This window comes from Aeromonas sanarellii (assembly GCF_000820085.1).
In the GTDB taxonomy this organism is placed as follows: Bacteria; Pseudomonadota; Gammaproteobacteria; order Enterobacterales; family Aeromonadaceae; genus Aeromonas; species Aeromonas sanarellii.
In genome coordinates, this window is sequence record NZ_CDBN01000092.1 from 104,628 (window position 1) to 116,677 (window position 12,050).

General features: G+C 62.8%; 12 protein-coding genes. 8 read left to right on the top strand and 4 right to left on the bottom strand.

The window, feature by feature from the left end:
* Window positions 1–18: 18 nt before the first annotated feature.
* The 3 genes from blaOXA to blrA all read right to left on the bottom strand — a co-directional run bounded on the left by blaOXA (window position 19) and on the right by blrA (window position 3,043).
* Window positions 19–813, bottom strand: coding sequence for a class D beta-lactamase (gene blaOXA / locus BN1132_RS17495; RefSeq protein WP_042079088.1), 795 nt, complete (start codon window positions 811–813; stop codon window positions 19–21).
* Between the two features lie 99 nt (window positions 814–912).
* A complete protein-coding gene (gene blrB / locus BN1132_RS17500; protein ID WP_042079104.1) occupies window positions 913–2,334 on the bottom strand; it encodes a beta-lactam sensor histidine kinase BlrB in 1,422 nt (473 codons plus the stop codon).
* 34 nt (window positions 2,335–2,368) lie between these two features.
* Window positions 2,369–3,043, bottom strand: a complete 675-nt coding sequence (blrA, locus tag BN1132_RS17505; RefSeq protein WP_042079106.1) for a beta-lactam response regulator transcription factor BlrA — start codon at window positions 3,041–3,043, stop codon at window positions 2,369–2,371.
* A 123-nt stretch (window positions 3,044–3,166) separates the two neighbouring features.
* Between blrA and BN1132_RS17510 the strand changes: the two genes are divergently transcribed.
* On the top strand, window positions 3,167–3,940 hold the full coding sequence (locus tag BN1132_RS17510) for a DeoR/GlpR family DNA-binding transcription regulator (protein ID WP_042079089.1): 774 nt from the start codon (window positions 3,167–3,169) through the stop codon (window positions 3,938–3,940).
* A 55-nt stretch (window positions 3,941–3,995) separates the two neighbouring features.
* Window positions 3,996–5,828, top strand: a complete 1,833-nt coding sequence (gene glmS, locus BN1132_RS17515; protein ID WP_042079090.1) for a glutamine--fructose-6-phosphate transaminase (isomerizing) — start codon at window positions 3,996–3,998, stop codon at window positions 5,826–5,828.
* Window positions 5,829–5,892: 64 nt separating this feature from the next.
* Here glmS and BN1132_RS17520 read toward each other — a convergent pair whose 3' ends face one another.
* Entirely contained in the window at window positions 5,893–6,669 is a 777-nt protein-coding gene (locus BN1132_RS17520; RefSeq protein ID WP_042079092.1) for a helix-turn-helix transcriptional regulator, read from the bottom strand.
* Window positions 6,670–6,880: 211 nt separating this feature from the next.
* Here BN1132_RS17520 and BN1132_RS17525 point away from each other — a divergent pair, with 211 nt between their 5' ends.
* Genes BN1132_RS17525 through BN1132_RS17550 form a run of 6 tightly spaced genes read left to right on the top strand, consistent with a single transcriptional unit; the run spans window position 6,881 to window position 11,711 of the window.
* Window positions 6,881–7,642 (top strand): DUF3450 domain-containing protein, encoded by a 762-nt coding sequence (locus BN1132_RS17525; RefSeq protein ID WP_042079093.1) that lies wholly within the window; start codon window positions 6,881–6,883, stop codon window positions 7,640–7,642.
* Window positions 7,639–8,946, top strand: a complete 1,308-nt coding sequence (locus tag BN1132_RS17530; RefSeq protein ID WP_042079094.1) for a MotA/TolQ/ExbB proton channel family protein — start codon at window positions 7,639–7,641, stop codon at window positions 8,944–8,946. Before BN1132_RS17525 ends, BN1132_RS17530 begins: the two co-directional genes overlap by 4 nt.
* Window positions 8,943–9,473: a MotA/TolQ/ExbB proton channel family protein gene (locus BN1132_RS17535; RefSeq protein ID WP_042079095.1), complete on the top strand. Its 531-nt coding sequence runs from the start codon at window positions 8,943–8,945 to the stop codon at window positions 9,471–9,473. The genes BN1132_RS17530 and BN1132_RS17535 overlap by 4 nt, the downstream gene beginning before the upstream one ends.
* Window positions 9,470–9,871: an ExbD/TolR family protein gene (locus tag BN1132_RS17540; RefSeq protein ID WP_042079096.1), complete on the top strand. Its 402-nt coding sequence runs from the start codon at window positions 9,470–9,472 to the stop codon at window positions 9,869–9,871. The genes BN1132_RS17535 and BN1132_RS17540 overlap by 4 nt, the downstream gene beginning before the upstream one ends.
* The gene (locus BN1132_RS17545; RefSeq protein ID WP_042079097.1) at window positions 9,868–10,530 is read left to right on the top strand and encodes an energy transducer TonB; all 663 of its coding nucleotides are present in this window, start codon (window positions 9,868–9,870) and stop codon (window positions 10,528–10,530) included. The genes BN1132_RS17540 and BN1132_RS17545 overlap by 4 nt, the downstream gene beginning before the upstream one ends.
* A 2-nt stretch (window positions 10,531–10,532) precedes the next feature.
* Complete coding sequence (locus BN1132_RS17550) at window positions 10,533–11,711, top strand: hypothetical protein (RefSeq protein ID WP_042079098.1); 1,179 nt, start codon at window positions 10,533–10,535, stop codon at window positions 11,709–11,711.
* Window positions 11,712–12,050: the final 339 nt, after the last annotated feature.

Genomic DNA, 12,050 nt, shown 5'->3' on the forward strand with positions numbered 1-12,050 from the left:
CGCCGGTTCTTGTTGGCATTACAACTTCTTCAGCTCGACCGGCAGGGCGGCAAATACCTCGTCCCTGGCCTTCAGGGAGGCAAACTGTTTACCCGGCTTCTGGATGACGGTGTGGACGAAGATGAGCTTCTTGTCCTGCTTGCTGGCCCAGCCGACGAACCAGCCGATCTGCTGCTCCCTGTCCAGACTGCCATCCAGCAGCTTGGGGTAACCCATGCCGGTCTTGCCGTGGATCTGCCAACCGTCGATGCCGGGTTGACGCATCAGGTTGGCGGTATGGCGCAGGGTCTGGGCGGAGACCGGCAGCTTGCCGCTCACCATCTTGCCGAGGAAGCGGGCCTGCTCCTGGGGGCTGATGGCGAGGCTGGAGCTGAGCCAGGCCTGGGTCAGACCGTCGTGCTTGCCCGGGTTGCCCGAGAGATCCCGGTTGCCGTAGTCGAAGCGGTCGACATAGTGCTGGAAGCGCACCTCCCCCAGCCACTCGGTGAGGCGCTGTGAGTACCAGATGACCGAGAATTGCATCCAGCTGCTTGGGGTGGTGGTCTGCTTCCACTCCGGCAGGAAGTCAGGGTCACCGGGTTTGAATAGCAGGGCCGGCAGTTGCTCATCCACCAGGAAGCCGCTGTCATAGCCCATCAGGGCTAGCGGGATCTTGAAGGTGGAGGCCGGGGTCAACTGGGTGGCACACTCCCCCTGGGTGCTGAGGGGTTTGCCGGTGGCATCGGCAAACAGCATGCAACCAGAGGCGGCGCTGGCGGGCAGGGCACAGAAGAGGCCGGCGGCAAGCAGGCCGGACAACAGCATACGGGGCATCACTCTCTCCTTGATTCATGGGAATGCGCATCGACGGGGAAGGTCGTCATCGAGGAGGCGCAGCTTAGCCAGGCTCTGTGTGCTCAGTGTGAAGAGCCCTCAGTTGCCGGGCAGCCAGAGCTCTGCCAGCACGCCGCCGTCCGGCTGGTTGGCAAGGGTCAGCCGGCCGCCGTGCTGGCGCGCCACCTCAGTGGCGAAGCTGAGCCCGAGGCCGCTGCTCTTGCCCTTGTCGGGTCTGGGCAGCGAATAGAAGCGCTCGAAAATCCTGGGCAGCGCAAAGTCGGGAATGCCTGGTCCCTGATCCCGCACCCGGAAGCAGTAGCCCCCCTGCTCCATGGCGCCGCTCAGCCGGATCTGACCCCCGGCGGGTGAGAAGTCGAGGGCGTTGTCCAGCAGGTTGCCGAGGGCCTGCTCCACCAGCAGGGGATCCCACTTCTGCCTGGGGGCGTCGGCTAGCTCTGCCGTCAGGGCCACATGGCGACGGGCTGCGACTATCTGGCGGGCGTCGAGCACCCGTCTGCCCAGCTTGGCCGGCTCGATGGCCTGCCTGTCCAGCCCCTGCCCAGATTCCAGTCTGGCCAGTTGCAGCATCCGCTCGATCAGCTGCTGCATGCGGGCCGTCTCCAGATTGATGTTGCCGATAAAGCGCTTTGCGACGTCTAGCGGCGGGGCCTCAGTCAGTATTTCCCCTGCCCCGCGAATGGCGGCCAGCGGGCTCTTGAGTTCGTGGGTCAGGCTGTGGACATAGGCTTCGATGTAGGCCTTGCCGTCCAACTGGCGACGCATGGTTTCCAGGGAGCGGCCGAGTCGATCCAGCTCCGGACTGTAGAGGCGCGGCAGGCTGGCGGGCTGACCCTGGCTGACCGCATCGGCGTAGTGCACCAGCTTGCCGATGGCGCGGTTGAGCCACCACACCAGCAGGGCGCCGATGAGCAGCGAGATGAACAGCAGCAGGGCCGCCCCCTGCAGCAGCTGGTGTTCGCTGCGCTCTATCATGGGCAGCAGGGTGCGGTTGGGTTTGGCGACGGTGAGGGAGCCGAGGATCACCTCCCCTTCCCGCAGCGGTGCGGCCACGTGCATCACCGAGCTTGCGGGGTCGTCGGGATCGCTGCGGGTGCTGCGGGCGCCATATTCGCCGCGCAGGGTGCGGTAGACATCGTTCCAGCGTGAATAGTCCTTGCCGAGATCCACCCCGTCCGAGTCGTAGACCACCTTGCCCCAGCGGTCGACCACATAGATGCGGTACTCCGCCTGCTGCTTGAGGTGACCGTCGATCAGGGCGTTGATGGGGCTCTGGTTGAGGCGGGCGAAGGCGCTGGCCAGCCTGCCATCCGCCATCTTTCCTTCCTGCATGTCGTCCAGTGCCAGCGGCGCCAGCATCTGGGCCATGTCGACCAGGGTATCTTCGGTGGCGCTGCGCACCCCTGGTTTGATCTCCTCGACGAAGATCTCCAGCACGAACCAGGCGGCCAGGGCGAAGATCAGCACCAGGCCGCACAGCAGTTGCAATCCGATTCTCATCTCATCCCCCTGCCGGTGCCCGGCCACCCTGAGTTCATGCCAGCTCCAGGCTGTAGCCCAGCCCGCGGTGGGTCAGGATCAGGTTGGCGTCAGGGTCCCGCTCCCGCAGCTTGGCGCGAATGGTCTTGATATGGGTGTCCACGGTGCGATCCAGGCTCTCCTCCGCCCCGCTCCACACCAGCTCCATCAGCTGCTGGCGAGAATAGACCCGGCCCGGCGCCAGCATCAGGGTCTTGAGCAGCAGGTATTCGTAGCGAGTGAGCGCCAGCGGCTGGCCATGGAAGCAGATGCGGGCCCGCTCCTCATCCAGCACCAGCAGCTGGCTCGGTTGGGGAGCGCTGGGCTGGCTGCGGCGCAGTATCACCCGCACCCTGGCGCACACCTCGCGGGGCGAGAAGGGCTTGGCCACATAGTCGTCTGCCCCTATTTCCAGCCCGATCAGCCTGTCTATCTCCTCGCTGCGGGCGGTGAGAAACATCAGGGGCGTGTCGGTCAGGGTCCGCACCTGCTTGCACAGCTCGAAACCGCTGATGTCCGGCAGTCCCACATCCAGAATGAGGAAGTCGGGTTGCGTCTGTTCCAGTCGCGCCAGCAACGGCTGTCCGAGGGGGAACCACTCCACCTCGAAACCGTCGGTCTGCAGGGCGTAGATCAGGGTGTCGGCAATGCTGGTCTCGTCTTCCACCAGCCAGATGAGTCGTTTTTGCATGGCGTCCTCGTCGCAAATCGGCTTGCCCATTCTGGCATCGAAGCAAATCGGATCCTATTTGCCGTTTGATTTTTCCCGAAAAGGCATTAATATTTCGCCATTCTTTCGAATCGAAACTTAACAATGACCAAACGCAACACTCAACAGCGTCGCCACACCATAGTGAGCCTGGTACAGGAACAGGGTGAAGTCAGTGTCGACGCCCTGGCCAAACACTTCTCCACCTCGGAAGTGACCATCCGCAAGGATCTGGCGGTGCTGGAGACCGGTGGCCTGTTGCTGCGTCGCTACGGCGGTGCCGTTCCCCTGCCCAGCGAGATGGTGGTGGACAGCAACCCGGATCAGGTTTCGAAACGAAAGCTGGCCATTGCCCGCGCCGCCGCCGAGCGGATCCGCGATCACAATCGCATCATCATCGACAGCGGCAGCACCACCAGCGCCATGATCCCCATGCTGGGCAGCAAGCGCGGCCTTATCGTCATGACCAACTCCCTCAACGTGGCTGGCGCCCTGCGGGAGCTGGAGAACGAACCCACCCTGCTGATGACCGGCGGCACCTGGGATCCCCACTCCGAATCCTTCCAGGGCCAGGTGGCGGAGCAGGTGCTGCGCTCCTATGACTTCGACCAGCTGTTCATCGGCGCCGACGGCATAGACCCTGAGCGAGGCACCACCACCTTCAACGAGCTGGTGGGTCTCTCCCGGGTCATGGCCGAGGTGTCGCGGGAGGTCATCGTCATGGTGGAGTCGGAGAAGATCGGCCGCAAGATCCCGAACCTCGAACTGCCCTGGTCCGGTATCCATACCCTGGTGACCGACGAGGGGCTGGCCAGTGCGGCCAGAGAACAGATCCGGGCCAGGGGGATCCAGCTGATTTGCGCCCCCGTGGCCCTGTGAACAGAACCGTCCATTATTCAATCGAATTAACGTCTTACGTCTCAAGGAGAAGTCTATGTGTGGCATCGTCGGGGCCGTCGCCCAACGTGATGTGGCTGAAATCCTGGTAGAGGGCCTGCGCCGTCTGGAATACCGCGGTTATGACTCCGCCGGGGTGGCCGTGTTCAGCGCCGATAGACCGCTGCAGCGGGTTCGCCGTCTGGGCAAGGTGGCCGAGCTGGCCAAGGCGCTCGAAGAGCAGTCCGTGCACGGCGGCACCGGCATCGCCCACACCCGCTGGGCGACCCACGGCGAGCCGTCCGAGCGCAACGCCCACCCCCACGTCTCCGAGCATATCGTGGTGGTACACAACGGCATCATCGAGAACCACGAAGAGCTGCGGGAAGAGTTGAAGGCGCTGGGCTATGTGTTCAGCTCCGACACCGACACCGAGGTGATCGCCCATCTGGTGCATCACGAGCTGAAGAGCGCCCCTAGCCTGCTGGCCGCCATGCAGATTGCGGTGAAGCAGCTGCGCGGCGCCTACGGCACCGTCGTGATGGACAGCCGCGACGACAGCCGCCTGGTGGTGGCCCGATCCGGCTCCCCCCTGGTGATCGGCCGCGGCATCGGCGAGAACTTCATCGCCTCCGACCAGATGGCGTTGCTGCCGGTGACCCGTCGCTTCATCTTCCTGGAAGAGGGGGACGTGGCCGAGGTGACCCGTCGCGACGTGCATGTCTTCGATACCCAGGGCGAGGCCGTGGTACGTGAGGAGCTGGAGTCCGAGCTCTCCCACGATGCCGGTGACAAGGGCGAATACCGCCACTACATGCTGAAAGAGATCTACGAGCAGCCCAAGGCCATCACCAATACCCTGGAAGGTCGTCTGGGTTCGGATCACGTGGTGGTCGAGTCCTTCGGCAACGGCGCCCGCGCCATCTTCGACAAGGTCGAGCACGTGCAGATCGTCGCCTGCGGCACCTCCTACAACTCCGGCATGGTGGCCCGCTACTGGTTCGAGGAGATCGCCGGTGTCTCCTGCGACGTGGAGATCGCCTCCGAGTTCCGCTATCGCAAGTCCGTGGTGCGCCCCAACAGCCTGCTGGTGACCCTGTCCCAGAGCGGCGAGACTGCCGACACCCTGGCGGCTCTGCGCCTAGCCAAGGAGTCCGGCTACATGAGCTCCCTGGCCATCTGCAACGTGCCGGGTTCCTCCCTGGTGCGCGAATCCGACCTGGCCTTCATGACCCGGGCCGGTGCCGAGATAGGCGTCGCCTCCACCAAGGCGTTCACCACCCAACTGGCCGGTCTGCTGATGCTGGTGGCCTCGGTCGGTCACTGCCGTGGCAACCTGAGTGCCGCCGCCGAGGCCGAGCTGGTCAAGGCGTTGCAGGCCCTGCCGCTGCGCATCAAGGAAGGCCTGGCGCTGGCCAAGCAGATCGAGACCCTGGCCGAAGAGTTTGCCGACAAGCACCACAGCCTGTTCCTCGGTCGCGGCAGCCAGTACCCCATCGCCATGGAGGGGGCGCTCAAGCTCAAAGAGATCTCCTATATCCACGCCGAGGCCTATGCCGCCGGTGAGCTCAAGCACGGCCCGCTGGCGCTGATCGATGCCGAGATGCCCATCATCGTCGTGGCGCCGAACAACGACCTGCTGGAGAAGCTCAAGTCCAACGTGGAAGAGGTGCGCGCCCGTGGCGGTATCCTCTACGTCTTCGCCGATGCGGATGCCGGCTTCAAGAGCGACGAGACCATGCGGGTGATGAGCCTTAACCACGTGGAAGAGGTGATCGCGCCCATCGTCTACACCGTGCCGTTGCAACTGCTTTCCTACCATGTCGCCCTCATCAAGGGCACCGACGTGGATCAGCCGCGCAACCTGGCAAAATCCGTGACCGTGGAATAAGCCGTCGCCGGAAATGAAGAAGAGCCGCATTGCGGCTCTTTTTGTTTGTCTGATCGAGTGGCCGTTATGACAGCCGCAGGTTGGTGATGGTCACGTCGTCCAGGGAGGGCACTATGATGCCGCTGGAGATGCTCTTGGCGATCGCCTGGTTGCGGTTCTTGGAGTCAGTCTTGTTGGTGACCTGATTGAGGTGGAAGTTCACGGTACGCTCGCTGATGCCGAGGATGGTGGCGATCTCCCAGGAGGTCTTGCCCTCGCTGGCCCAGAACAGGCACTCCTTCTCCCGGTCCGACAGCTCGGTAAGGTGCTTCATCAGCTCGGGTCTGCGCTTTATCAACTGCAGCGCCGCACCGAAGATATAACTGGCGCAAAACGACAGTGTGGGAGCGTTTTCAAACATCAGTTCAGAATTGGACTTCTCCTTGCTGATGAAAGAGAGGATGCCGTGCTCCCCCTGCGGGGTGTGGAGCGGGAAGGAGACGCCGTTTCTCACCCCGAAGTCGGCGGCCAGATTCATCACCTCCCGGCTGGCACTGGGCAACCAGGGGGAATCGCAATCGAGCTTATTCCAGAAGATGGGCTGGGTCTGCTTCAGCCCCAGGAAGACGACCGGATCCTGGGTCAGGTAGTGGCGCTCCGAATAGGCGTCAAACCAGCTGGTGGGACAGTTGTTGAACAAGGCCACATGGGACTTTTGCATGCTGATGGGAAAAATGATCAGCAGCCGGAAGTAATCAAAGCCCATCTGATGGCTGAAGCGCTCCAGTTGCTGCTGGATATCGCTCGTTTTCTTGGCCTTGGTGAACCGATCTATGTGTTCCCAGATCGCATCGTTAAACATGTAACTCTCCTTTTTCGACCACTCATCATCCTGATCGAAAAGACATTTTTTAGTTATTTAGAATGGTGTTGTGACTAACAACGCCAGTAATTCCCGTGCTTGTCTAAAAAGTATCCTGTTTTTTCGGCCACAGGCCAAGAAAATCATCTGATTGCCACTGGCCCGACTCTTTGAGACAATGAGAATAGTTATCATTGTTAAGATTTATATCATGAATAAGTTTTGGGGTTTGGCCTTGTTGCCACTGTCAGTCCACTTCGCTGCTGGCGCCGACGAGTTGGTCGCACCGGCACTGAAAAACAGCATCGCCGCCGGGAAAGCCTCCCAGCAGCGCGTGGAAAAAGCCGCCGATGCAGCCGTTGCCGCCCGGCTGGAGCTGCAAAATGCCCAGCTGCAACTGCGCGATCTGGAAGCCTACAACCGCTACATGCAGTCTCTGGTGGCCGATCAGCAGAATGAGCTTGGCAAGCTGAGCCAGCAGCTGGAGGCGGTACAGGAGACGCGGCAGGGCCTGATCCCGCTGATGCTGCAGATGCAGGCCGATCTGGAGCAGCTGGTACAAAATGACATGCCGCTGCGCAAGGAAGATCGCCTGGCGCGGGTTGAACAGTTGAAAGCGACCCTGGCCCGAGCCGACGTGAGCGAGGCGGAGAAGTTCCGCCAGCTGCTGCAGGCCTACCAAATCGAAGCCGAATACGGCAGCCGGTTGGATAGCTACTCTGCCGAGCTGGCGCTGGATGGCGCACCGCGCCGGGTCGATGTGCTGGCGGTGGGCCGGGTCTCCCTGCTGGCGATGACCGCCGACCGCTCCCTGGCCTGGCGCTGGTCTGCGCAGAGCAAGCAGTGGCAGCCCCTCGACAGCCAGTGGCTCTCTCCCATTGCCGAGGCGCTGGAGATGGCTGCCGACAAGAAGGTTCCCCAGTTGTTGAATGTCCCCCTTTCCGTCAGCCGTGGTCAGGAGGCCCAGTCATGAGCGTCACCATGAAGTGGTTCCCCCTCGCCATTGCCCTCTCCCTAGGCATCACCACTGCCGTTGCCGATGAAGCCTGGCGGCAGCAGGAGCAGGCTCGTGAGCAGCAGGCCCAGCAGGATCTGGCGTCTGTCTCCAAGGAGCTGAACAGTGCCCGTGCCAAACTGGCTGCGGCCCAGCGCCTGAGCAAGCAGCTGGCGGCCGAGTTTGCCGGCAACGAGAAGCAGCTGGTGGAGCTCAATGCTCAGTGGGAGCAGGCCTCCGGCGACATGAACGAGATCTTCGCGGTGACCCGTCAGGGGGCCAGCGATGCGGTCAAGCTGCTGAGCGAATCCGCCGTCGAGGGCCAGTACCCCGAGCGCCTCGCCCCGCTCAAGGCCATGGCGCAGGAGAAGCAGGTGCCGGATCGCGCCGCCCTCGCCCTGCTGCCCGCCACCCTGCTGCAGGAGATCCTTGAATCGGGCCGGGTTGCCCAGTTCGACGGCAAGGTGCTGGATGCCCAGGGGGCTGCCAGCGAGCAGACGTTGACCCGGATCGGCAGCTTCGTGCTGTTTGGCGAGCAGGCGTTCCTGCAGCCAACCGCCGAAGGCCTGAGCCCGGTGCTGGGCCTGCCCGGCAGCGTGCTCTCCGCCGCGGACGCCTATCAGGGTCAGGAGGGGGAAGCGCTGCCGCTGGATCCCTCCCACGGCACCCTGCTGGATATGCTGGCACAAGCCCCCACCTTCTGGCAGCAAGTCCAGCAGGGCGGCCAGGTCGGCGCCATCATAGTGCTGCTGGCCGCCATCGGCCTGGGGATCGCCGGAGTACGGCTGTGGAGCCTCTCCCGTGAACTGGGCCGGGTTCGTCGCCAGCTCAAGAGCGGTGAATATCATGCCGACAACGCCCTCGGTCGGGTGCTGACGGTGGCTGACAAGCATCCCGAGCTGAGTATGGAGACCCTCGAGCTGCGTCTCGACGAGGCGATCCTGCAGGAGACCCCTCGCATGGAGCGCGGTATCGGTATGGTCAAGGTGATCGCGGCCATTGCCCCCATGCTGGGCCTGCTCGGTACCGTGACCGGGATGATCGGCACCTTCCAGGCCATCACCCAGTTCGGCACCGGCGATCCCAAGATCATGGCGGGCGGCATCTCCATGGCGCTGGTCACCACGGTACAGGGTCTGGTGGCGGCCATTCCGCTTATCCTGGCCCACAGCCTGCTGCAATCCCGCTTCACCGAACTCTCCAACGTACTGGAGCAGCAGGTGGCCGGCATTTTGGCCGAGCGGGCCGAGAGCAACCGTGACGGGATGGAGCGGGTGGCATGATGCTCGACATCTGGCAACAGCTGCAGAGCTTCATGGGCCGTGGCGGCCCGGTGCTCTGGGTCATTCTGGCCCTGCTGGTGCTGATGTGGATTCTGATGATCGAGCGGCTGCTCTACCTCAACCTGGGGTTTGCCCCGCTGCAGCGACAGCTGCTCGACCGCTGGCAGGCGCGCAGCGAGCGCCACAGCTGGCACGCTCGCGCGATTCGCGGGCGCTGGCTGGCCGAGGCCGAGCTTGAGCTCAATCGTCATCTGATCTTCATCCGCACCCTGGTGGTGCTCTGCCCCATGCTGGGGTTGCTGGGTACAGTGACCGGCATGATAGGCGTATTCGATGCGTTGGCCGCGGCCAACCGCTTTAACCCGGAGAGCATGGCGGGTGGGATCTCCCGCGCCACCATCCCTACCATGGCTGGCATGGTGGTCGCGCTCTCCGGCGTGTTGTTACTCAGCCGACTCGAGAGCCAGGCCAAGCGCGCGCTGGCCAAGACCCGGGACGGCCTGCGAGAAGAGAAGGTAATGCAATGAGACGGCAATCCAAACGCCAGCGCGATGAAGTGCAGATCGACATGACCCCCATGCTGGATATCGTCTTCATCATGTTGATCTTCTTTATTGTCACCACCTCCTTCGTGCGCGAAGCCGGGCTCGAGGTGCACAGGCCCCAGGCCAGTCAGGCCAAGGCGCAGAAGTCCTCCAGCATCATGCTGGCGATCGGCGCCCAGGGGCAGATCTTCCTCGACCGCAAGCAGATCGACGTGGAGCGGGTGCAGGCCAGCGTCGCCCGCCTGCTGGCGGAACAGCCCGAGGCAAGTCTGGTGATCCAGGCCGACGAGCGGGTGCCCCACGGCAAGGTGGTACGGGTGATGGATGAAGCCAAGGCGGCAGGCATCGTCAACATCGCCGTGGCGGTGGCCCCGAAATGAAATACAAGCTGATGAGCCTGGGACTGGGGATTGCCCTCAGTCTGGGGATCCTGCTGTTCATGGCCACCCTGGTGGAGCCGCCCAGAGGGGAGAAGGCGAGCGCCGAGCAGAAATCCATCGTCATCAACATGCAGAACGAGGTGACTGAGGTGCAGGTGCGCGAGCGCCCGGTACCCCAAGAGCCGGAACCCTTGCCGGAGCCGCCTGCCGCGCTGGCCTCGACGCCGCTGCCTATGCCTGCTGCGGCCCCGCTGCCCTCGGTGCAGCCGAGCCTGGATCTGGTCTCCAGCCTCAGCGCGGTGCAGGTCTATGCCCCTGGCGTTGCGACCACCCCTACCCCGGTTGCGAGCGGCAACTTCCATGGCCAGCAGCAGGGTGCCGGGATCGGCGCCGGCGACATCTTGATGCCGCTGCAACGGGCTGAGCCCGTCTATCCCTACCGGGCGCAGCAGGCTGGTATCGAAGGGTCGGTGACCTTGCGTTTCAACGTCGATGCCGACGGCCGGGTACAGGATGTGGAAGTGGTCGAGGCCAAGCCGAAGCGTCAGTTCGAGCGGGCGGCCATTCAGGCGATCAACAAGTGGCGCTACCAGCCGAGACCGGGCGCCACCGACAAGCTGGTGCAAGTCATCACGCTCAAATTCAAACTGGAGTCATAACTATGTTGCGGATCTGGATCTGTGTGCTGGCCCTGGTCAGCCAAGCCTGTCTGGCGATGGAGGTGAGCCCTCATTTCTCCCGCCAGCTGGAGCCCGTGATGAAGCTCTATCAGTCCGGCCAGTGGCAACAGGCTCAGAGCAAGGCATCCGGCCTCAAGCCCAATTCCGAGGCCGAGCGTGCCTGGTTGGCCCAGTTGCAAGCTTCGCTGGCCGCCAACCTGCAGCAGACCGCGCAGGCCAGCCGCTACGTGGAGCAGGCGCTGGCTTATAAAGAGTGGCCCGAGCAACAACAGTTGCAACTGCTGCGGCTGCGCGGCGACATCCAGGCCCAGCAATCCAACTGGGCCGGCGCCATCGCCAGCTACAAGGCGGCTTTGGCCATCCAGGCTGACGATGCCTTGCGCCTGCGTCTGGCCGGCCTCTATTACCACAACAAGCAGTACGGTGAGGCTGCCAGTCAGAGTGAACAACTGTTGAAGAAGAGCTGGCAGAAGCAGGCCGCTATCATTCGTCTCTCCGCCCTTACCGCACTGCAGCGCTACGGTGTGGCGGCCGATCAGGCCGAAGTGCTGATCCGCTACGAGCCGAAAGAGAGCAAGTGGTGGCAGCAGGCTGTGTCGCTCAACCTCTCCGCCAAGCGCGGCGATCAGGCGCTGGCACTGCTGCAAACCGCCATCAACCGTCAACTGATGGACGATGCCGCTGCCCGCAACCAGCTGATCCGTCTTTATGCCTGGCAGGGACTACCCTATCGCGGTGCCCGTCTGCTGGAGTCTGCCATGGCCAAGGGGCAGATGAAGCAGAACGCCGAGAACCGCCAACTGCTGGCCCAATTGTGGGAAGGTGCTCGTGAGTGGCCGAAGGCCGTCGACAGCTGGCAACTGCTTGCCCGCGAGCATGCTCACCCCAAGGCGGCCATGCGCGCCGCCGAACTGTTGTTGCAACAAGGTAGAACGGATGCGGCCATGACCCAGCTCGCGGCCATCAAGTCGGTGAAAGGCGAGCAAGGCAATCGCGCCAAGGCGCTGCTGGTGCAGGCGCACCTCAATAAAGAGCAGTATGCCGAGGCGCTGGAGCTGGCCCGTGAACTGCAGCAGCAGGATAACTGGCAGCAGCGAGCGACCAGCTGGGTCAACTATATCCAGGCGCAAAGCGAAGAATTGAGCAAAAAAGCGGCTTGAAAGCAGGCTGAAGCCCTTGTTTTAGAGGCTTCAGCCTGCTTTTTCAGCAAGCGAACGCATTTTTGCAAAAAGCCCTTGTCATCGCTGCGCGGCTCCCTATAATGCGCCCCTACCAGCACGGCGGACCACGCCAACCTGATGAGCTCGCTTCCTCGTGAAGCCAGCGCCGAAAGAAAAGCGAAAACAACCGCTTGACTTTCGAAGTGGGGAGTGTAAGATGCGCCTCCTCAACGCGATAAGCGTGACGCTCTTTAACAATTTGAATCAAGCAATCTGTGTGGGCACTCACAGCATCGAGCATCAAAAACAATTTTTGATATCAATGTCTGATGAAGTGAC

Coding starts and splice junctions, on each gene's coding strand:
- BN1132_RS17520 (WP_042079092.1), bottom strand. CDS start 6,669: ATGTTTAACGATGCGATCTGGGAACACATAGATCGGTTCACCAAGGCC.
- blrA (WP_042079106.1), bottom strand. CDS start 3,043: ATGCAAAAACGACTCATCTGGCTGGTGGAAGACGAGACCAGCATTGCC.
- blaOXA (WP_042079088.1), bottom strand. CDS start 813: ATGCCCCGTATGCTGTTGTCCGGCCTGCTTGCCGCCGGCCTCTTCTGT.
- BN1132_RS17510 (WP_042079089.1), top strand. CDS start 3,167: ATGACCAAACGCAACACTCAACAGCGTCGCCACACCATAGTGAGCCTG.
- BN1132_RS17530 (WP_042079094.1), top strand. CDS start 7,639: ATGAGCGTCACCATGAAGTGGTTCCCCCTCGCCATTGCCCTCTCCCTA.
- BN1132_RS17545 (WP_042079097.1), top strand. CDS start 9,868: ATGAAATACAAGCTGATGAGCCTGGGACTGGGGATTGCCCTCAGTCTG.
- BN1132_RS17535 (WP_042079095.1), top strand. CDS start 8,943: ATGATGCTCGACATCTGGCAACAGCTGCAGAGCTTCATGGGCCGTGGC.
- glmS (WP_042079090.1), top strand. CDS start 3,996: ATGTGTGGCATCGTCGGGGCCGTCGCCCAACGTGATGTGGCTGAAATC.
- BN1132_RS17550 (WP_042079098.1), top strand. CDS start 10,533: ATGTTGCGGATCTGGATCTGTGTGCTGGCCCTGGTCAGCCAAGCCTGT.
- blrB (WP_042079104.1), bottom strand. CDS start 2,334: ATGAGAATCGGATTGCAACTGCTGTGCGGCCTGGTGCTGATCTTCGCC.
- BN1132_RS17540 (WP_042079096.1), top strand. CDS start 9,470: ATGAGACGGCAATCCAAACGCCAGCGCGATGAAGTGCAGATCGACATG.
- BN1132_RS17525 (WP_042079093.1), top strand. CDS start 6,881: ATGAATAAGTTTTGGGGTTTGGCCTTGTTGCCACTGTCAGTCCACTTC.